Raw genomic sequence first — 20550 nt, 5'->3', positions numbered from 1 at the left:
TTTCGGCGGTGGCGTGCTGAACCTAATATGTACAGAAACGATCGCTTCCGCTATGGATAAAGCGCTTCCATAAAACTGTGCCGGATAAATAAAAATTTCGCCCGCCGGCGGGAGCAGGCGATCCGCCTTACTCGGACAGCAAAGGCAGCGTGATCGTGAATTGCGTTCCTTCTCCGGGCTCGCTATGAACGGATATCGTCCCGCCCAGCGTGCGGATTACCTGGTAGGAGAACGTCAGACCGAGTCCCGTACCGCTGGATTTCGTCGTAAAATAGATCGAGCCGAGCCGGTTGACCTGCTCCTGCTTCATGCCGATCCCGTTGTCTTCAATAAACAGCAGCGCGTCCTGAATGTTCGTGTCCAGCCGCAGCGCGACTTTCCCGTTCGATACGGCAGAGCACGCCTCCACCGCGTTTTTGATGAAGTTGAGCAAGGTTTGCTTGATTTCGTCCGGATTCGCCATGATCCACACCGGATAGTCCGACCGGCTCACCTCCAACCCCACATTGTTCATATTAGCGTAAGAGCTCATCACTTCCATCATGATGTGCAGCAGCTCGGACAGGTTCGTACGTTCCAGCCCGCCGCTCAGCGGCTTGGAGATCGAGAGAAACTCCGACAGGATCGATTCGGTCCGCTGAATCTCTGATATGCTGATGTCGATATAATGGGCGACTTTCTCGTCGGGGGCCGGGCGCTCGCGGATTAAGGTCAGAAATCCTTTTACAACGGTTAGCGGATTGCGCACCTCATGGGCGAGCGAGGCGGCCACATGGCTGATCGTATTGACTTTCTCGTTCTCCAGGTAGCTGACATATATTTTTTTGTCCGATACGGATTTGCTGAACAATGAGATGAGCAGCCAGATGCCGATGGAATTCTGGATAGGCAGAACGAGGATGTGGAAGCCGAGATGTTTGATGAAATAGTCGGGATCGAAGTACAGATACGAGATCAGAAACGGTACGGACGAGATGACGATCCCGGCGAAAAACGTGATCAGCGACAACCGTTTCGCCTGCTGGAACAGTTTATAGAACAGCACCGAAAGGGGAAACGTGAAGGCTACGATGAGAATCGCGACAAAGGTGCCGTCTCCGCCCAGCAGCAGCCGGTAGATGATAAATTCGGCAAAGATAACCGACCCGACTGCGATCCCGCCGAACATGATGCTGAAATACATCAAAATATACCGGGCATCGAAAAAAATTCCGTTTTCCACTCCGGCGGCGAATGTCATCGAGAGCAGCAGGCTTAACGAGGCGGTAATCAGAATGAACGATTTGGTATGGTTATGCTTGTTGTCCCGATAGTAGATGTTGTACATCACGAACGGCATTAAAGAGATAAACAGCTGCAGCAAAGTTTCTTTTATCGGCGTCACTTCAGGCCCCTCATTTCATGGGAATCCTTACCTAATTCGACTGAGTTCGTCCTAATCCTGCCTTGTTTCGAACCGATTTTGGAAAAAGCTGTAGGCCGCATGCAATCAGGGCTGATCGACCAAACTGAATAGGAGGGTGGCCACTTGGAACTATCGGGTCATTTGCAGCCGGTTCGCAGGAGAGGACAGGGTCCGGGAGCGATCCCGGCGTACATATGGGTATTGTCGTATTTGTCGCCCTATCGACTTCTCTTCGCGGGGCTGTTGGTGTGCAATCTGCTCTTATCTCTCATTGAGATGACGATTCCGAAAGGAATTCAAATCGTGATCGACCACCTGCTGCCGAGCCGTAGCGTCTCGCTTTTTTATTGGCTGCTAACGGGAATCGGCGCGCTGATCATGCTGATGCTGGCATTAACGGTACTCCGCAACCATTGGCAACGGGTCATTCAGGAACAAGCGGCCCGGGATCTTCAGCTGGACGTCTTCCGTAAGCTTCGGGAGCTCGGGCTTGCCTATACAGACCGGCATCCGGCGGGCGATACGCTCTCTCTGCTTAACAGCGAGGTTGCTGCCATCCAGTCGATCTATCAGTCGTATTTGCCGAAGCTGATTCAATATGTATTGTTCGTTCTCGTGATGACGACCGTTATGTTCCTCACGCACTGGAAGCTGTCGCTGGCGGTGCTGCCTTGCTTCTTTACGTTTTATCTGTTCGCCCCGGCGCTCTCCCGCAAGACGGCGCTGTCCGGACGCAAGCGTGCGGAGGACGGCAGGAGAATGAATCAGGCGATCTACGACAGCTTGTCGGCACTGCCCGAAATCCGCGCTTCCGGGAAAGAGCACTGGGATATGGGCCGTCTGTTGAACCGGGTGGCGGCGTATAACGAAAGCGATGTCCGTACAAATTACTTGGCGCTTGTCCGCGGTTCGCTGCGCAGCTTGTCGATATCGCTCGGCGCCGTTGTTCTATTCGTATACGGCGGTACGCTTGTTAGCGAAACGAGCCTGACGGTCGGGGAATTCGTCGCATTTTTACTGTACTACTTGATGACGATCGGCTATTTTTCTTTTATTCTCATGTCCGTCTCCACTCAGAAAGTATTGCTCCTGCAAGCTGAGAAAATCCGCGAAGTGATGCGGCTCGTTCCCGATGTATCGGAGCCTCTGCAGCCGGTTCCTCTGCCCGAAGGAGAAGTGAGGGGCGAGCTTGCGCTGGTGGACGTATTTTTCGCTTATCCGGGCCGCCCCGAGGCACTTTCCGGTTTCGACTTGCTGATCCGTGCGGGGGAGAGAACAGTCATCGTTGGTGCGAGCGGATGCGGAAAGTCAACTGTGTTGAAGCTGCTGGGCCGTTTCTACGATCCGTCCGGAGGCGAGATTCGTTTGGACGGAGTGCCGCTGAACCGGATGAAGCTGGAGCAGCTTCGCGGGGCGGTAGGTTATGTGTTTCAGGATACGCTGCTCTTTCATGCGTCAGTGAAAGATAATATCCGGCTGGGCAATCCGGAGGCGTCCGACGAGGAAGTGAAAGCTGCGGCGGTTGCGGCCCGTGCGGACCCTTTTATTAATCAACTGCCTGACGGATACGATACGATCGTCGGCGATCGCGGAGACACGTTGTCCGGCGGCCAGAAGCAGCGGATCGCGATCGCTCGGATGCTCCTCCGCAACCCGCCGGTCGTTCTGCTCGACGAAGCGACTTCAGCGCTTGATTCGGTTAACGAGCGGGAAGTGAACCTTGCGCTGGATGCGCTGCTTCAGGGCCGTACGGTAGTGGCGGTCGCGCACCGGCTGTCCGTTATCCGGCACTATGACCGGATCGTCCTGCTGGAGCGGGGCCGAATTGCCGAAGACGGCACGTATGAAGAACTGATGAGCCGCCGGCAGCTGTTCTACAAGCTGGTGCAAGGGAGGATGGAGCACGATGAGTAACATGAGGTGGATGGTCCGTTTATTGGCGCCTTTCCGGGTAACGTACGGACTGGTTCTCGTGCTGATGCTGGTCGAAACGGCAGCCGGATTAGCCGGGACCGGCATTCAGAAACTGATTATCGACGATGTGTTCACGGCGGGGGAATACGGCCGACTTCCTTATATCCTGATCTTGTTCATCCTTGCAGCTTTATTGGACTCTGCGCTGTTTACGATCGTCAAAACGATGCTCCTCCGGCTGAAAGCGAAAGTTCGGCAGAAGCTGATAGCGGACTTTATGAACCGGATGCACGTTACGCCAATCGCTGCTTATCGCTCCGTTCCAAAAACGCACCGTCTGCAGCTGTTGACGCAAGATGTGGAAACCGTCTCCGCCACGTTCGGTCAGCGTTTCCCCGAAGGAATCCAAACGCTGGTCAAAACGGTCGCTCTCCTGACGATCGTAGGGCTCGCGAGCCCCTCGGCGCTGCTTATCGTGCTTGCCATTAGCCCGATATACATCCTGCTAGGCAAATCGTTCGCGGCAAAGCTTAAGATGGCATCCAAAGCCAAAAGCGAACATCGCGCCGATATTATGGGCCGTCTGGAAGAGGGGCTTACCCATACGAGGGAGATTTTGGCCTTTCACCGGCAGGACCGGGAGTACCAGGAGCTGAACAACCGGTACCAACGTTATATGGACAAAAGCAAGGAAGAGGGCGTTATCACAAACAAACATGCCGTGTACGCCGGAGCGATCAAGTGGGGCTTTAATCTGATCGTGCTTGCCTTTCTGGGATACCAGGTGCTGAATCAAGCCGTTACAATCGGAACTTTCGTTGTCGTGTATCAATTTGCGGCTCAATTGATCGATTCGATTAGCGGCAGCTACCATTTTCTGATCGGCATCTCCAGTTCTTTCGCCAGCGTAGAGCGTTACCGGGAAGGGGCCGGTTCCGAGTCGATCAGAGCAGGGACGATACGGTTCGAGGAGCCGATTCGCAGCATCCGATTCGACGCGGTCCAGTTTGGGTACGGCGAGCTTCTAACTCCCGCACTGCATAACTTGAACCTGGACATTCCGGTCGGCAAAAAGATTGCGTTCGTAGGCGAAAGCGGAAGCGGCAAATCGACCATTGCTCAGTTGCTGGTCCGATTGATCGAGCCGGCGGGCGGCACGATCACGGTTAATGGCATCCCGCTCGAAACGGTCCGGAGAGACGATTGGGCGAGTAAAGTAAGTCTGGTGTTCCAGGAGACGTACATGTATCCGGATACGATACGGTTTAACTTAGCATTCGGCCAAAAGGTGACGGACGACGACATCCGGGAAGCGTGCGCGGCCGCCCAATTCAGCGAGACGGCGGAGACGCTGCCTGACGGGTACGATACCTGGATCGGCGAACGGGGAGCCGCTTTGTCGGGAGGACAAAAACAAAGGATCGCCATCGCAAGAGCGCTGCTGGCCGATCCCGAGCTGTTGATTATGGATGAATCGACGTCCGCGCTGGACGGCGAGACGGAACGCCTCGTTCTGCGAAGCATCGAAGAGCGCCGCAACGGGCGGACGACGATTTTCATCGCCCACCGGCTGAGTACGATCGCGCGCGCCGATCTCATCTATGTGGTTGAGCGTGGAACCGTAACCGAGCAGGGGACGTATGCCGAACTGATCGAGCGCAGCCCGGTGTTCGGGAGACTGGTTCAAGCGATGCGGCCCGACGCATCGTGATGCTCCGGATGCCGGATGACGCACGCCGCAGCGGCAGACGGCAAGTCCCTCTTTTAACGGACGAGCTTCGATACGCCGACAAACTGGACGTTTTCCATCGTGCCCGGAAGCTGCCGGACCAGCTCCGCCGTAATTTTGCCCCCGCTGCCGACATGCCCGATCGCGATGCAGGGCTCGTGTTCGCGCAAATGTTTCTGCAGCAGCTTTATCTGGTTCAGGACGTGCATTTTGCTTTTGACGTCGTCTAGAAACAGATGGTTTTCGATACAGGGTACTCCGATCTGCTTGGCCAGCTTCGACACGATGCTTCTGTAGTTCGTATGGCTGTCCAGAAAGAAGAGTCCCCGTTCCCGGCATACTTCCAGCACAACGCGCATGACGCGCTCGTCTACCGTCGCCTTCGAGCCCATATGGTTGTTAATCCCGATGGCATGGGGGATGTCGTCGATTGCGGCATGGACCCGCTTGCGGATCTCGTCGTCGCTCAGGTCGCAAGTGATCGCTCCGGGGCCGAGCCAGCTCTTATTGCCTTTCAGCGGCTCCATCGGCAGATGGACGATAACCTCGTGACCGTTGCGGTGAGCCGCTTCCGCATCTTTTTGGGAGGAGGGGAGAAACGGCATGACGGCTACCGTAATCGGAAAAGGCATACCTACGATCTCCTCGGTCCCGGCCATATTGTTGCCCAAATCGTCGATGACGATCGCCGCCATGCGAGCCGCTGCCGCAGCTTGCTCCTCGGCGGAAGCGGCGGGATGCGGCAGCGCTAGCAAGGCGGCAAGAAGGCTGATACTTAGCAAAGCTCGTTGAATACGCATAATCGGCCCCCGTCCTTTGTGGAAAATCTACGTATAGGGTTTGCAAATCCGGCCGCCTCCAATCAGAAAGTGAGGTTACAATCGTTTCCAATTCGGGACTTCCGTGTAGGCCGGACCGAAAAAAATATACGATTTATCCGCAAAATAGGCGGCTATCCAAGCAAGTAGAGAGTAGCCGCAATACAATATTTCATCATGATAAGGGGGAGGTTGCCGAACATGTCTTTCGCTGGAACTTGCGGTGGTCTGGGCACAACGACGGGAGTTATTCTCGTACTGTTTATCCTCTTGGTAATCGTTAGCCGCGCTTGGATCTAACACCGACTAACCGGAAAAAGCCGATTCGTTGAGAATCGGCTTTTTCTCTGTCTGCAGGGGGAGAAAGATATGTGGCCGTATCCTTACGCCGATCCGTCCGCGTTCTGACCGGGATGCGACAGCAGCTTCTCCAGCCTGTCCAGAAAGACGTCCTCCGCTTCAAGGCCCGACCAGTACAACCGGGCTTCCCGCTGGATAAGTCCCAGCTCGGATTTGCTTAGACGCAGATCTTTTTGCTGGGCGAAGGTCGGGATTATCTCCCGGTACATATGAAATCGGGACGGCCGGTACATCGTCTCCTTCCCCGTCCATTCGGCGGCCGGCTTCAAGCTTGGTATGCTAAGCGTTGTCTGCCGGATCGTCAGTTGGGAACGGTAAGAAATCAGAAAATCGAGCAGCAGCTTCGCGTTATCCTTATGCTGCGACCGGCTGCTGATCGCAAGCCCGATCACGAGCAGCAGCGTCTTGCTTTCGTTCACGTAAGGCAGTGGAGCGATGTCGTATTTGATTTTCGGATTATGAGGATGCATGTTCAAGCTGAAGTAGGAAGTCATCAGCATCGAGACTTTGCCGTCGAAAAACAGCTTTTCCGCATCCGCTTCCTTATCCGACAGCATGAGCGGAAACCGGTTCTGTGTCGTGATGAGCTCCTGGCACGTGCGCAGCCCGTCCGCTAAAGGCGTGCCGCGCAGCTTCATCGTACCGTCCATCTCCCGGCCGAAGGTCATGCCGCTTTGCAGCAAAAAGACGGGCCAGCGGTTAAAGGACGGGAAATGAAAATAAAACCCGATCCGCTCCTTCTCCACATTCAGCTTGGAGGCATGCCCAAACAGATCGCCCCAGCGCCAGCCGCTGTCCGGCTCCAGCAGATCCAGGCTGCGGAGATGGCTTTTGTTGTAGATCAGCATAAGCGGAGAGAAAATGAACGGTTGAGCTTTGAGCTGTCCGTCTGCCTGTAACGTTTCATTTAAAAAAGGGTAAATGTGCGGATTCGTATCGACCGTTTCCCAGTAATCCGCCGCGTCGTTAGTGACAAATTCGTCAAATGCCGAGGAACTGATCGAGATCAGGTCCAGCGCATCGGTATCCACGTAGGTTCGCAGTCCGCCGAACGTCTGGGGAGCCGTCATCGGAATCATTTGAACGCGAATATCCGGATGTCTGGCATGGAATTGCTCGATTAACGATTCCAGCGCCGCCTGTTCCAGCATCGACGGATAATACCCGAATCGGAGTACGGCTTGTCCGGCGGCGGCGGTGCCGATCACCCGGTTGCCGACCCGCGGTATTTTCTCAAGCAGCCGTTCGGCTACCAGCACATCCAGTCCTTGGCGAACCGATTTGTTGCTCAGTGCGTATTGCTTGGCGTAAGCTTTTTCCGAAGGCAGGAAATCGCCGTGCCGTAAGCGCCCGGCTGAAATGTCTTCGCGAATCGTCCGGACCATCAAGTCCATCCGCTGGCGAAAATGTTTTCTGCCTGCTTGGTCCTGCATATCCATCCCGCCCGTATGTAACCAGTTTTTGTTACCAACATACACGATGCGTATAAGAAAGGCAAGGGAAACCGGCCGCCGTTGCCGGTCCCGATTTCCCTTAGGGCAGTCGCTAATTATTTGCCTCCGGATGCCGCTTTTTCCTTGGCGATCTCCAATTTCAGCTTCTCGTCCGCCGTCCGCAGCGCCGTATTCATATCGATGTTTTTCAGTACGACGTCGTTGAACGCTTCCCGGATGATTGCCTCCTGGTTACGCCCCGGAACATCGGTCAGTTCGGGCTTGCGCTTCGGAGTCGGAGCGGTAGGCGGATAGTAAAACACCGCGTTCATATTTTTTTTGCTGTAGACGGGATGCGACGCACCCAACGTTTTTTGGATATCCTTGTTGGTCAGCGTTGTAGGTATGCCTTTCTTGGAATCTTCCTGCTGCACTTCGTCGGAGAGCATCTCCGTTATAACCTGGAACGCTTCTTCCTTATATTTGCTCTGCTTCGTAATCGACCAGTAAGCCGGTCCGCGCTGGCCCATCAAGTTGGGAGAGCCGGGCAGCATCGGGTACGAGACGATATCCCAATTGATGTTTTCCGGAATGATCAGGTAGATGTTATGCTGATTGGCCATCATCGCGACCGTTCCTTTGCCGAATGCGTTGCCTTCGTTGGCCAAGTTCGGGTCCATGGCGTTGTTCGGGATGTCGTAAAATTTCTTGAAGGTGGTGAACAGCGTCTTCCACTTCTCCGGATCGGTCAGCGAGTCCGTTGCCGGGTCGAGAATCGGCAGCGACCACGGGTTGTCGCGCAGCATGGCGGTAATGCTGGAGCTGAACCCTCGGTATACCAGCCCGTTCTCGACACGGGTCATTTTTTTGGCGACCTCGTATACTTCGTCCCACGTCATCCCGTCCTTCGGATACGGCACTCCGAACCGGTCGAACAAATCTTTGTTGTAGTAGAGCACGAGCGGAAAGTACGGCGGCACCGGCAGACCGTACAATTCGCCTGTTCTTCCGGCATTTCTCATCTCCTGAATGAATACTTCGTCGAACCGGTTCAAATTGTACTGGTTTTTCTTCACCAGCTCATCCAGGCCGTAAGCGAGGCCGAGATCCAAGTATTTCGCTTTCAGACCGGGGACGTCGATTCGCATAATGTCGGGTATTTTGTTTTGGGCGACAAGATCGGTAATCGTGGTGCCTGCCGCCGCCTTAATGTACTCGATCGTAATATGCGGAAACTTTTTCGTGAGGGAAGGGAGGAAGCGGTCGTCGAATTCCTCTTTGTTCACGCCTTCCGTGTAGATAGTCAGCGTAATCGGATCTTTTTTGGCAGGGGGAGTCTGCTGCTCGCCGCCTGCCGGGCTGGGGCCAGATGCCGCCGGCGTACTGCCGCCGCCGCCGCATGCTGCGAGCAGCACAGTCATGGCCAGAATGCTGATGGACGCGCTGGATGCGATGTGTTTTTTGATCACCTTGGAACCCTCCTAGTCGGATGTCAAACGGTTAGGCAAGTATGTCCAGCCGGCTGAGATCGATCTCGCCGTTTAATAAACCGTCATTTGCAAACGCTTCCAATTCTTGCGCCGTAAATGCTCCCAAACTTCTTAATCCGTTCGTAACGACTCCTGCGACATGCGGAATTAACGTTACATTCGGCAGTGTGCGGAACGGATGGTCCGCTCCCGGGGGTTCCGGGTTCGTTACGTCGAGACAAGCCCGCAGTCTTCCTGTACTCAGCTCGGCGACCAGCGCATCTTCATCGATCAAGGAGCCTCTCGCCGTATTGATCAGAATTGCGTCGTCCTTCATCATGGCAAGCCTCCGGGCGTTAAACATGCGGTTCGTCGCCGGAATCGCAGGGGCGTGAATCGATACGACGTCCGATTCGGCAAGCAGCGTGTCGAGGTCTGCGGGGATGCCTCCCATGCCGGAGATCGCTTCGGCGGATACGTTCGGGTCGTATACGAGGATGCGAACCTGGAACTGGCGCATCAGTTCGATGTAGGGCCGGCCGGATGCGCCCGCTCCCACTACGCCGATTGTGACTCCGTACAGCTCCTTGACCCGGTGATAATGGCGTCCCCATTCGTTGTTTCGCGTATCGGCCGCCAGCTGCCAGATGTTCTTGAGCGACACGATTGTAAGACCGAGCGCCGTCTCCGCGACCCGTCTGCCCAAGATGCAGTTCGCGCTGCTGACGCGGATGCCGGAGCGGATGACCTCCGGAGTGACGACACGCTTCACCGTTCCCGCGGCATGCACGATCAGCTTGAGACCGGGGGCCCGCTCCAATATAGGTTTCTCCAGCGGCGGACAACCCCAGGAAGTGACCGCAATGTCGGCGCCTTCGATCAGCTCGGCGGTATGATCAGGAGAAAGCGCTTCCGAGGCGTTGAACAGGGCGATCTCTCCGAGGCGTGCGATACGCTCCATATGCTCGGTGTCGAACAGGTTGGTCCGGTTTTTCCGGTCCATCAGAAATGCGATTTTTGTACTCAAAGTAACCCTCCATGTAGCTGAATCGGAATTAACAATCTTCTTGCATGTCGTAGCCGGAAGTTCCGTACGATGTCATAGCCGCAGCTTTGCCGCTCCCTGGTATCCCTCCTTGTATTTTATTGTGGTTCACAATTATTAATTAATATTGGTTTACAAAATTAGCTTCGGCTTATTACTTATACTAGGTAATGTGCAACAGTTTGTCAACGAAATCATAATAAATTGTTTGATTTAGGGTTTACTGCAACTAGATTGCGTTAATGTGGTTTATATATTTTTTTATTTATTATAAATCAATGGAGGGTTGCGTTGTTTTGTTCTTCGAATTTGCAAGAACAAGCTTCTTTCAGAAACCTTTGTCGCGTCGAATGACTCATGCGTAAGGGGTTGCTTTTGATGCGAGCAGGAAAGGGCGGCTTCCTTTTCTCTCAGCTAAAGGCAGACTGGGGAGCCGCACAGTTGATTTTTCATATCGGTTTCTTTTATAATGGTCGTATTCTAGATGGCTGGAGATGTTGTTGATGTCTGCGAGCGTTCTTAACTAATCAATTGCATAGAGTCGATTGCCTTTTCTTTTTGATTGAGCTGCCAGCGCGGCTTATTTGTCGAACGGGAAAGGACGGACTCCAATTAGTTAAGAACAGGCCATCGCGTATATTCTTTGGATTGCGGTAAGCCATGCTCTTGAGCATGGCTTTTGTTGTGTGCGACAAGTCGCAGCTTCGTGTCTCCGGGAGCCGGAGAAAACGGATTTCTTGCGTTTGCATGCCGCGATCCTTCCTTTTTTCGAAGGGCAGAAGATGGACGTTTGTTCATCTCTGCCCTTTTTGGCATTTAACTGAACCTGGGAGAGTGGATCTATTGAGGGAGTTCACGCAAGCGGTAGCCGCGAATGTACGGCTGGAGGAAGGCGAACGAGCGGTCGAGCAGACGATGGTGGAATGTTACCTGAAGCCGGGAATCTCGACGAAAGAACTGGCGAGGAAAACGGTTTTGCCCGTTCCGGTTGCCGCTGCGATCAAGAAAGAGCTGATCCGGGCCGGCGCCCTTGTGCAAAAAGACGGCGTCCATTGTTCGCCGGAGGGTAAGGCTTATGTGGAAGACGAGCTGGGATACGGCGGGTTCGATCAGGATCTGTATCGTAAGCTGATAACGGACCCGCTGTGCTGGCGCTCGGAGCTGGATGACGGATTGCCGGTACTGCGGGAGCTGTTCCGGGAGCGTCCGCAGGAAGACGTGAGGATCGACCAGTCCAAATGTACGATGGAGACCAGCTTGAAGCGCGCCATACTAGGCTTGCGCGAGCAGTCGCTGATCGGTAAGCGGATCTTGTGCGTCGGCGACGACGATCTGGTCAGCATCTCGATCGGTTTTCTGCTTACCCGGCTTTTTCCGGGAAATGCAGGGAAGCATCGGACCCGGATCGAGGTCGCGGATATCGATTTGCGGTTTTTGGATTACATCCGGAGTGCGTCGGAGCAGATGGGGGCTGTCGCCGAGTGTCATCAGGCGGATTTGCGGCAGTCTCTTCCCCCGGCGCTGCGCGGCCGGTTCGATTGTTTTTATACCGATCCGCCTTACACGCTGCAGGGAATGACATTGTTTTTGTCGCGGGGGATTGAGGCGCTGAGAAGGAAAAAGGGGTTGTCGATCTTTTTGTCGTTTGCGCACAAGTCGCCGGACGCTTCCTTGGAGATGCAGCGCGAGCTGGTCCGGATGGGGCTGACGGTCAAGGAAATGATCCCTTTTTTCAACGAGTATGAAGGGGCGGAGATCATCGGCAACCGCAGTCAGATGATCGTCCTCCAGACGACGGATTCGACCGCGCCGCCGATCACTTTGCCGTTCGAAGACGCGATATATACCGGCGACGTGAAGCGGACGCGCCGTACGTATATTTGCAAACGGTGCGGCCGTGCGGAAGCTGTCGGGTACGGAGGGGCACATGGAACGATAGAGGAGTTGAAACGCGCAGGCTGCCCTTCGTGCGGACACGATACGTTTGATCTGACCGGGAGGACGCGGGTGTAGCCGGGTGCGGAACAGTTTCCTGCCCAGATGCAGGGATACGTTAAAAATAAGGGGCGGCCTCCGCCGCCCCGCTCCTTACGATTGTTGATCCAGCCGCTCCAGCACCGTATCCAGACTTTCCAGCTTGGACCAGTAATACCGAAGCTCGTTGCGCATCGCCATCATATCTTGCACGGAGAGGTTCAAATCGGCATACGTCCGGAACGTATGGATGATTTCCCGGTACATATGGAACCGGTAGGGACGTCCTTGGACCTCCTCCTCGCCGGTCCATTCGGCGGCCCGCTTCACACTTGGCAAGTTCAGGGTTTGTTTGCGGATGTGCAGTTGAGTCTCATAGGACAGCAAATAATCGGCGAATCGTTTCGCGGCGTCTTTATGGGCCGACATTTTGTTGATGCCCAGACCGATGACGACCAGCATCGTCTTCAGCTCTTTCAGGTGTGGAAGCGGTGCGATATCATATTCGAAGGACGCTTCCTTCAGGGCGTTCAGGCACGAATAGGTGGCGATGATCATCGAAGCTTTGCCGTTAAGGAACAGCGAGACCGCATCGTTATCGTCCTCGGACAGATGATACGGAAAATGGGTGTTCACGATGTTCATGCAGGCCTCGAGCGCTTCTTTGACAAGAGGGTCGCTGAATATGCGGCTTCCATCCTCGCGCCGCCCGAACCGTACCCCGTTCTGAAGAAGGAAGATCGGCCAGCGGTTCTCGGACATGAGGTGGAAATAAAACCCGAGGCGGTCTCCTCCGGCGGCCAGCTTGTCTGCGGCGGCGCTCAGATCATCCCACGTCCAGCCGCTGTCCGGCTCGGCCAGCTCGGCCTCGCGGAAATGATCCTTGTTGTAGCAAAGCACGACGGGAGTGAAGACGAACGGGAGCAGGTACTGCCGGTCGCCCGACTGAAACGGCGCATTCAGGAACGGATACAGGTCCTCCCGCGGCTCCAGCGGCTCCAGCACGCTTTTCTCGGGAGAGTCGCCGCGGATAAATTCGTAATTGTACAGATTGATCGTCATGATGTCGAGAAGCGTGCCTTCCCGCAAATATTTCTGCACCGCTTCGTAATCCCGGGGATACACGACGGGGACGGGTTCAACCTGGATGTCCGGATTCGCCTCGTTAAACCGCTCGACGAGCTCGAGCAGCTCCATCTCGTTGTTCATCGTCGGGTAGTAACCGAAGCGGATCAGCTCTCCGGTTTTTTGCTTCTTGCGTATGACGCGGGCGCCGATCCGGGGCACCTTCTCGATAAAACCTTCCGAGACGAGCACGTCGAGTCCTTTGCGCACCGTATTTTTGCTTAACGTGTACATCTCGCCGAGATCCAGCTCCGAGGGCAGAAATTCGCCTTCAGACCGTTTGCCGGTAAGGATGTCATCTTTTAGTACGGCGATCATTTCCTCCAGACGGCTTCTGGAAGTCGTCCGTTTTGGCTTCATTCGTTATTCCTCCAACCTTATGTGCCGGTCGCGTCGTAGTGTCGGGCGACTCACTGGTATACTTATAGTTAAATATAGTTTCGCGTCTTAGGATCGCTTGAGTGATATTATAGCCTACAACACCATTGTTGTCACGATTCCTTCTTGCTAAACAGGTGTGAATCATATGAAAATACTGTTTGACAGTCCTTCCCATCCAAAATATAATCAAAAATGAACCAGAGTTTTCGCTGGATCGTTATGTGAAGAGGCTTGGATCAATTAAAGGTAATTATAAAGGGGAAGGTGCGGAGCTTGGCCGGAAGTCATGCCGACCGGCTCACAAGTCTCGCAACGGGCAACGCCGAATGAACGCGTCGAACGGACAATGCCGACATGGAGGGAAACACAATGAAAATCGTACTGCTGCAAGGCAAGGAACAGAGAGAACGAATCTTTCGGAGCAATCATATGGAACAGCTGCGGATGCTGGGGGACGTCGTGGTGAACGACCAGTCCGGGCCGCCGGACGAGTCGCGCCTTGCGTCTCTAATTAAAGGCGCGGACATAGCGATTACATCGTGGGGCTGCACCCCGCTTACCGGTAACGTTTTGGAGCAGGCACCAGGCCTTAAGCTTGTTCTGCATGCTGCCGGGACGGTGAAGCCGATCGTCACGCCGGAGCTGTGGGAGCGGGGAATCCGCGTGACGAATGCAACGGAAGCGCTCGGCAAAGGCGTGGCGGAGACGGCGCTTGGGTTTACGATCGTTTCCTTGAAGGATATGTGGAGACTGGGCAAGCAGACCCGGGAAGGAGCCTGGGGGCCGGTATCGGGCGTGCAGGAGCTGTACGGAATAACGGCGGGCGTGATCGGGGCGGGCAAGGCGGGTTCGCACTACGTCAAGCTGATGCGCAATTTTGACGTCCGGATTTTGCTGTATGATCCGTTTGTGAGCCAGGAGAAGGCTCGCGAGATGGGCGCCGAGAAAGCGGAGCTGGAGGAAGTGCTGGCGCAAAGCGACGTCGTTTCCATCCATGCCCCTTCACTGCCGGAGACGTACCGGATGTTGAATGCCGAGCGGCTCGCGCTGATGAAAGATCGCGCAATTCTGATTAATACGGCCCGGGGCTCGCTGATCGACGAGGCGGCGCTCGTCGCAGAGCTGGAGAAGGGGCGGCTGTTCGCTTGTCTGGATGTAACCGATCCGGAACCGCCTGCACCGGATCACCCGTTCCGCACGCTGCCTAACGTTGTGCTGACCCCGCATATTGCCGGAGCCGTCAATAACGGCTTGCAGCGGATCGCTCAAGCGGTTATTGATGATCTGAGAGCGTACACGGAAGGCCGGCCGCTGCGCGGCGAAGTGCTGGCCGAGCAGATGAGCGTGCTTGCCTGAGCTTTTGCAACGGAAGACACGCATCGGAGGAGATGGGTTATGGCCAATTATGTGAAGGTGAGCTGCTTGGGCCCCGCCCCTTGCAGAATCGAGGCGGGGGTCCCTGCCGAGGAAGCGCTGGCGCGCATGATGGCGCATTGGGAGAAGCAGCTTGACAGCGTCCTGCCCGACAAGCCGGACCTGATCGTATTGCCGGAGGCGTGCGACCGTCCGCTCTCCAGTGTGTATCCGAAGGAACAGAGGCTGGAATATTACCGGGTAAGGGGCAACCGGATTCGCGACTTTATGGCCGAGAAGGCGGCGAGCCATCGCTGCCATATCGTGTACCCGTCGCATGTGCAGGCGGAGGACGGAAGCTGGCGCAACACCGCACAGCTCATCGGCCGCGACGGTTCGGTGATCGGCACGTACCACAAAAACCATCTCGTGCCTGCCGAGTACGATCAGAACGGCATTTTGTACGGCAAGGACGCTCCGGTATTCCAGTGCGATTTCGGCACGGTGGCGGTCGCGATCTGCTTCGACCTGAACTTTGACGAGCTGCGGCAGCAATACGTCCAAGCCCGTCCCGATCTGATCGTATTTCCTTCCATGTACCACGGGGCGATCATGCAGAACTACTGGGCGTATTCGTGCCGGGCCCATTTCGCCGGAGCGATAGCCGGGCTGCCGTGCGCGATTATTTCTCCGCTCGGCGAAGTGGTCGCGCAGAGCACGAATTATTACCCGTTCGTCACGACGACGATCAATCTGGACTGTGAAGTTCTGCATATCGACAATAATGGGGCGCGCTTCCGGGAAATCAAGCGGAAGTACGGGCCCCAAGTGTCGATTCACGATCCCGGCTTGCTCGGCTCGGTGCTGCTGTCCAGCGAAACGGACGAGTTTGACGTTGGTGCGATTATCGAGGAGTTCGGCTTGGAGAAGCTCGACGAGTATTTCAGCCGGTCGCTGGAGCATCGCTGCGCTCCGGGACATCTCGAGCCTTGAGGATTGAAGCTTGACAGAGGCGGCGGCTTCCGGGTGATGGGCCGAACCATTTTCAGCCAGTAGAGCTGTCTGCGATTTTCGGTCATACCTTGCAAATAAGATCGATTTATACCTCCTATTTTGTTAATATTTAAGAATAATGTGAAAATAAGAGCGGTTTGTAGCTCCTATATTCCCAATGCGACTGCTAATTTAGGTAGCAATGCAGGAATAAGGGCTGCAAACCGCTCTTATCCGTTGTCATTTATCAGATTTGGGTCTTTTAAGAGCGGTAAACCGCTCTAATTTGGATTCATCGGTTAACGCCAGCCGAGGAATTGGCAAGGGTATCCTTGAATCTATCGCATTCACGTCGTTGGCCGGACCTTATCCCGCAGCAGTCGAAGGAATCCGTGCGCCCGGCATCGTTCCGAAATGGTCGTCCCGTTTCCTCAAAGCTCTGCAACCTGCCTGCCAACTAAATTTCCCCGCCTCGCCCCCCGTTGTTTGCTCTTTCATAGAACCGTCCCGCAGGCAGCTGTTCCTCCTACGCTTGAGCTTGCAGCCGTATTTGCATTACGATGAGGGTAACCAACAAGCGAAGGAGGCGGTGGATCGTGAAGACGATACTCGTCGTCGAGGACGACGATAATATCCGGGAGGTGATCGTCTCGTACCTGGCCAGCGAAGGGTATCGGACGCTGGAGGCGGAATCGGGGAGACTGGCGCTGGACCAGATCCGGGACCGGCACGTCGATCTGGTGGTGCTGGATCTGATGCTCCCGGACGGAGACGGGGAACAGGTGTGCGAGACGATCCGCGGCCGCAGTCCCGTCCCGATCCTGATGCTGACCGCCAAAACCTCGCAGCGCAACCGGCTGCTGGGCTTGTCGCTCGGAGCGGACGATTATATGACCAAGCCGTTCGACCCGCTGGAGCTGATCGCCAGAGTGCGCGCCATCCTGCGGCGTACGGACGGGGGTGATCTGCTTGCGGACCGGATTCCGTTCCGCGGCGGGGAGCTGCTCATTGATGCGCTGCAGCAAAAGGTGGTGCTGAGGGGGGAGACGGTTGCGTTAACGCCGAACGAGTACAGGCTGCTGCTCGTATTTGCCCGCAACCCGAACCGGACGTTCAGCCGCGGCGATCTGGTGGACAAGGTGCTGGGCTTTGATTTTGACGGCGATGCCCGGACGATCGATCAGCATATTAAAAACTTGCGGCACAAAATAGAGGCCGATCCGAAAAATCCGGACTATATCGTCACCGTGTACGGAATCGGCTACCGGTTTAGTGGAGGCTGAGATGAAACAGTCGCTTCGGGTCCGCATAGCCGTTACGCTTGGCGCCGTCGTATCGCTTATCTTCATTTTGTCTTCGGTTACGCTCGTTGCGGGCATCCATTATCACTTCAATATGTACCAGCTCGAGTCCGGCGGAGCGGCAGGAGGCGCTGCCGACTGGAGCAGTCATCTCGAACGGGCGGTGATGCAGGCGATCGGCTGGACGCTGCTCGGTTCGATTCTGATCGTCGTGCCTGTCAGTATGTGGCTCGGTAAAAAGCTGGCGGGTCCGCTGGTCCGGATGAAATATTCGGCGGAGATGATGGCAAGAGGCCAGCTTGGAACCCGCACAGAGGTGCAGGGCGAGGACGAGCTGGCTGCCCTCGGACTGGCGCTGAACCAGCTGGCCGAGCAGCTTCAGGAGCAGGAGCGGCTCCGGATCGCGATGACCGAGAATATCGCCCATGAGCTGAGGACGCCTCTGACTACGCTTAAGAGTCATCTGTCCGCCTTGAGGGACGGCATATGGCAGCCTTCGCCGGAGCGGTACCGGGTATGCCTGGACGAGATCGGCAGGCTGATCGGACTCGTATCCGATCTCGAGGATCTGAATGAGCTGGAGTCGGGAGATTTCGGACTATCGTACACGACCGTCCGCGTCGGGGAACTGCTGGAGCGCTGTGCGGAGCTGTTGTCTCCGGCTTATGCGGAGAAGGGCGTCGGACTGCAGACGGAGCCGGTTGATGACGGTCTTGTCATGCGGGCCGATCCGGACCGGATGAGGCAAGTGCTGGTCAATTTGCTGTCGAACGCCTTGAAGGCGACCCCGGCGGGCGGCAAGGTTGTGATGTCCGCTCGGCCTAATAACGGACACATCTGCTTTGTCGTGAAAGATACGGGGGCGGGGATAACGAAGGAGGACTTGCCGTTTATTTTTGAGCGTTTTTACCGGGGAGACAAGTCCCGGAACCGGAAGACGGGGGGCAGGGGGATCGGACTTGCCATCGTCAAAGCGCTCGTACAGGCGCATCAAGGGGAAGTATGGGCGGTTAGCGGGGACGGCCCGGAGGCAGGCAGCGAATTTGTTGTCGTCATCCCGCAATAACCGGATCTCCTTCACAAGTTCTTCAAAAGTGGCGGCTACACTGTGTGGTACGGACGCTTGGTTGCCGAAAAACCGTGTCCGCAGTAGAGCTTGGAGAAGGAGAGACTATATGAAACGAAAGCTAGTGCAAAACGGTCTGCTCGTCGGAGCGACCGCCATGCTGCTTGCCGGCTGCTTCGACGGTAACGGGAAAAACGAATCGTCCGCAGCGGCCGGCTTGCCAGGGGGAGAGGCGGCTGTTATGCCGTGGATTGCTACGAAAAATACGACGCGGATCAATACCGGCGATCCGTACGAGGCGGCTGTGCTTGTCTCCCGGTCGTTATGGATGGCTAACCGGGACGATAACCGCCCGGGCGGCATCGTGCTTGCGAATCCCGGGCAATGGCAGCATGCGGCCGCCAGCGCCGATCTGATCCATCACCCGAACAACGGACCGGTGCTCTTCGTCAACAACGACTCGATACCGGAAGTGACGCTCAACGAGATCAAAAGGCTGAAGCCGGCCGGGGTGCCTTCCAATAACGGCGTGCAGGTCGTGCTGGTCGGCGATCTGGCCCCGCAGATCGAGCAGCAGCTAACGAAGCTGGGCCTGAAAACGGATAAAGTGACGGGAGCGAACCCGGCGGATGTCGCCAAAAATATCGACGCCTATTACGCCGAAGCGGCAAACGAGCTGCCGTCGTCAGTTATCGTCGGTTCGATGGACGATCCGGCGTTCACGCTGCCTGCCGTGAATTGGATCGCCCATATGCCGGAGCCGCTGCTGTACGTCAAGAAAGACGAGGTCCCCAAAGAAACGGCCGAAGCGCTCGCGAAGCGGAACGGGGCGGCGAACGTGTATATTCTCGGGCCCGAAAGCGTCGTTTCCAAAAAGGTCGAAGACCAGTTGAAGCCGTACGGGCGGGTGCAGCGGATCGCCGGCAAAGACGCTTACGAGAACTCCATTGCGTTCGCCCGGTATTCCGATCCGCAGACCGGCTTCGGATGGGGCATTGCCGTACCTGGCCGCAACCTGTCGTTCGTGCCGGCCAGCTCGAACGCAATCGCCATCGCGGCGGCTCCCTTCTCGCATCTGGGCAAGCACGCGCCCCTGATCTGGACGGGCAAAGACAAAATGCCGGACTCGGTTATGGCGTATGTGATGTCGATCCAGCCGAAGTATGAAAAAACGCCTACGGAAGGGCCGTATAACCATGCTTGGATCACCGGGAACGAAAAGCTGCTTGCTGATGCGGCTCAAGGCGAGATCGATTCGATGCTGGAGATCGGTTCGGCTTCGGGCGGCGGGCATGGCAGCATGGGCGGCGCGGGCGGCGCGCAGCAGGAAAGCCAATCCTCGGGCGGTGGGCATGCAGGCCATTAACCGTTCGTCCATCCCACACGGGTCAGTTTCTGTCTTCAACCGGCACGGACAGCCTTATTTGGCGCGATGATGGTTGAGCAGCGTATCGTAGCGGGAATTGCGGTACGGCTTGGACGTGTATTTGCGGCATTCTCCCGGGTGGCGGAACGATTTCATCTTGTACCGGTTGCCCTGCTGGCTCGGCGAACGGAAAATCTCGATCTTATGCTTGACGGCCAGCAGCGACAGCACCGACTGATCGTGCCGGTGATCCTGGAATTCAGGCAGATTGGGCAAACCGCAGCGGTTGGGACGGTCGGTCACGATTTGTTCGTTGCAGCAGTAGTCCAGCCATTGCTGCACAAATTTCCGACTCCGGTCGTTATTGAGATACAGCGAGAACGAGCCCATCAGCTGCTGCGCGTCCCAGTACCGGCTGGAATCGCAGTCCATCAGCACGAAGCAGTCCCGTTTCGTCCACATCCGGTTGAGCTGGTTATGGGTTTGGAACAGGACGATCCCTTGTTCGCGGCACAGCCGGATCAGCGGGTCCAGCGGCCCGGTAATCTCGATGCCGGCGTCGCTGTAAATGATCGTATCACCGGGCTTCATGGCCGACATCGCCTGCAAAATATAATAGGGCTTCCAGATCCAATAGCCGGCTCCCCGCGGCTGCAGGAGAATGGACTGATTGTCCCGGTAAAACGAAGAGGCGAGCAGATCTTCTTCCCGATAAGCAAACACGCGGTCCGCTCCGTAACGGAGAGCGGACTGCTCCAATTTGTCCTGTGATGCGAAAAATCGCGGAGTGGCATAACTTACCAGGCCGATCATTGGCG

The 20550-nt window shown here is 55.9% G+C and carries 16 protein-coding genes; 9 read left to right on the top strand and 7 right to left on the bottom strand.

Features of this window, described 5'->3' with window-relative positions:
• Positions 1-127: 127 nt before the first annotated feature.
• Entirely contained in the window at positions 128-1384 is a 1257-nt protein-coding gene (locus tag IDH45_RS26900; protein WP_190931239.1) for an ATP-binding protein, read from the bottom strand.
• Between the two features lie 144 nt (positions 1385-1528).
• Here IDH45_RS26900 and IDH45_RS26895 point away from each other — a divergent pair, with 144 nt between their 5' ends.
• Positions 1529-3319, top strand: coding sequence for an ABC transporter ATP-binding protein (locus IDH45_RS26895; protein ID WP_190931238.1), 1791 nt, complete (start codon positions 1529-1531; stop codon positions 3317-3319).
• Positions 3312-5030 carry an ABC transporter ATP-binding protein gene (locus IDH45_RS26890; RefSeq protein WP_190931237.1) on the top strand — a complete coding sequence of 573 codons (1719 nt, stop codon included), beginning with the start codon at positions 3312-3314 and terminating at the stop codon, positions 5028-5030. The genes IDH45_RS26895 and IDH45_RS26890 overlap by 8 nt, the downstream gene beginning before the upstream one ends.
• Positions 5031-5083: 53 nt before the next feature.
• On the opposite strand, the gene IDH45_RS26885 is transcribed toward IDH45_RS26890, so the two are convergent.
• Positions 5084-5848 carry a divergent polysaccharide deacetylase family protein gene (locus tag IDH45_RS26885; protein WP_190931236.1) on the bottom strand — a complete coding sequence of 255 codons (765 nt, stop codon included), beginning with the start codon at positions 5846-5848 and terminating at the stop codon, positions 5084-5086.
• Between the two features lie 219 nt (positions 5849-6067).
• Here IDH45_RS26885 and IDH45_RS26880 point away from each other — a divergent pair, with 219 nt between their 5' ends.
• The gene (locus tag IDH45_RS26880; protein WP_190931235.1) at positions 6068-6166 is read left to right on the top strand and encodes a YjcZ family sporulation protein; all 99 of its coding nucleotides are present in this window, start codon (positions 6068-6070) and stop codon (positions 6164-6166) included.
• Positions 6167-6249: 83 nt separating this feature from the next.
• Here IDH45_RS26880 and IDH45_RS26875 read toward each other — a convergent pair whose 3' ends face one another.
• The 3 genes from IDH45_RS26875 to IDH45_RS26865 form a co-directional block, all read right to left on the bottom strand.
• The gene (locus IDH45_RS26875) at positions 6250-7659 is read right to left on the bottom strand and encodes an extracellular solute-binding protein (protein WP_190931234.1); all 1410 of its coding nucleotides are present in this window, start codon (positions 7657-7659) and stop codon (positions 6250-6252) included.
• A 116-nt stretch (positions 7660-7775) separates the two neighbouring features.
• On the bottom strand, positions 7776-9128 hold the full coding sequence (locus IDH45_RS26870) for an ABC transporter substrate-binding protein (RefSeq protein ID WP_190931233.1): 1353 nt from the start codon (positions 9126-9128) through the stop codon (positions 7776-7778).
• A 31-nt stretch (positions 9129-9159) separates the two neighbouring features.
• Complete coding sequence (locus tag IDH45_RS26865) at positions 9160-10155, bottom strand: hydroxyacid dehydrogenase (protein WP_190931232.1); 996 nt, start codon at positions 10153-10155, stop codon at positions 9160-9162.
• Between the two features lie 861 nt (positions 10156-11016).
• Between IDH45_RS26865 and IDH45_RS26860 the strand changes: the two genes are divergently transcribed.
• Complete coding sequence (locus IDH45_RS26860) at positions 11017-12186, top strand: bis-aminopropyl spermidine synthase family protein (protein WP_223836991.1); 1170 nt, start codon at positions 11017-11019, stop codon at positions 12184-12186.
• Positions 12187-12261: 75 nt separating this feature from the next.
• Here IDH45_RS26860 and IDH45_RS26855 read toward each other — a convergent pair whose 3' ends face one another.
• Entirely contained in the window at positions 12262-13632 is a 1371-nt protein-coding gene (locus IDH45_RS26855) for an extracellular solute-binding protein (RefSeq protein WP_190931230.1), read from the bottom strand.
• 390 nt (positions 13633-14022) lie between these two features.
• Here IDH45_RS26855 and IDH45_RS26850 point away from each other — a divergent pair, with 390 nt between their 5' ends.
• The 5 genes from IDH45_RS26850 (at position 14023) to IDH45_RS26830 (ending at position 19732) form a co-directional block, all read left to right on the top strand.
• Positions 14023-15009 carry a hydroxyacid dehydrogenase gene (locus tag IDH45_RS26850; RefSeq protein WP_190931229.1) on the top strand — a complete coding sequence of 329 codons (987 nt, stop codon included), beginning with the start codon at positions 14023-14025 and terminating at the stop codon, positions 15007-15009.
• 39 nt (positions 15010-15048) lie between these two features.
• A complete protein-coding gene (locus tag IDH45_RS26845) occupies positions 15049-15999 on the top strand; it encodes a carbon-nitrogen hydrolase family protein (RefSeq protein WP_190931228.1) in 951 nt (316 codons plus the stop codon).
• 596 nt (positions 16000-16595) lie between these two features.
• Positions 16596-17282, top strand: a complete 687-nt coding sequence (locus tag IDH45_RS26840; RefSeq protein WP_190931227.1) for a response regulator transcription factor — start codon at positions 16596-16598, stop codon at positions 17280-17282.
• 1 nt (position 17283) lies between these two features.
• The gene (locus IDH45_RS26835) at positions 17284-18366 is read left to right on the top strand and encodes a sensor histidine kinase (protein ID WP_190931226.1); all 1083 of its coding nucleotides are present in this window, start codon (positions 17284-17286) and stop codon (positions 18364-18366) included.
• Between the two features lie 109 nt (positions 18367-18475).
• The gene (locus tag IDH45_RS26830; protein WP_190931225.1) at positions 18476-19732 is read left to right on the top strand and encodes a cell wall-binding repeat-containing protein; all 1257 of its coding nucleotides are present in this window, start codon (positions 18476-18478) and stop codon (positions 19730-19732) included.
• Between the two features lie 54 nt (positions 19733-19786).
• Here IDH45_RS26830 and IDH45_RS26825 read toward each other — a convergent pair whose 3' ends face one another.
• Positions 19787-20545, bottom strand: a complete 759-nt coding sequence (locus IDH45_RS26825) for a hypothetical protein (RefSeq protein ID WP_190931224.1) — start codon at positions 20543-20545, stop codon at positions 19787-19789.
• Positions 20546-20550: the final 5 nt, after the last annotated feature.

The organism is Paenibacillus oceani (assembly GCF_014705615.1).
Taxonomy (GTDB): Bacteria; Bacillota; Bacilli; order Paenibacillales; family NBRC-103111; genus Paenibacillus_AB; species Paenibacillus_AB oceani.
This window is presented reverse-complemented; position numbering and strand designations above follow the sequence as displayed.

Coding starts and splice junctions, on each gene's coding strand:
- IDH45_RS26875 (WP_190931234.1), bottom strand. CDS start 7,659: ATGCAGGACCAAGCAGGCAGAAAACATTTTCGCCAGCGGATGGACTTG.
- IDH45_RS26885 (WP_190931236.1), bottom strand. CDS start 5,848: ATGCGTATTCAACGAGCTTTGCTAAGTATCAGCCTTCTTGCCGCCTTG.
- IDH45_RS26880 (WP_190931235.1), top strand. CDS start 6,068: ATGTCTTTCGCTGGAACTTGCGGTGGTCTGGGCACAACGACGGGAGTT.
- IDH45_RS26830 (WP_190931225.1), top strand. CDS start 18,476: ATGAAACGAAAGCTAGTGCAAAACGGTCTGCTCGTCGGAGCGACCGCC.
- IDH45_RS26835 (WP_190931226.1), top strand. CDS start 17,284: ATGAAACAGTCGCTTCGGGTCCGCATAGCCGTTACGCTTGGCGCCGTC.
- IDH45_RS26825 (WP_190931224.1), bottom strand. CDS start 20,545: ATGATCGGCCTGGTAAGTTATGCCACTCCGCGATTTTTCGCATCACAG.
- IDH45_RS26855 (WP_190931230.1), bottom strand. CDS start 13,632: ATGAAGCCAAAACGGACGACTTCCAGAAGCCGTCTGGAGGAAATGATC.
- IDH45_RS26845 (WP_190931228.1), top strand. CDS start 15,049: ATGGCCAATTATGTGAAGGTGAGCTGCTTGGGCCCCGCCCCTTGCAGA.
- IDH45_RS26850 (WP_190931229.1), top strand. CDS start 14,023: ATGAAAATCGTACTGCTGCAAGGCAAGGAACAGAGAGAACGAATCTTT.
- IDH45_RS26890 (WP_190931237.1), top strand. CDS start 3,312: ATGAGTAACATGAGGTGGATGGTCCGTTTATTGGCGCCTTTCCGGGTA.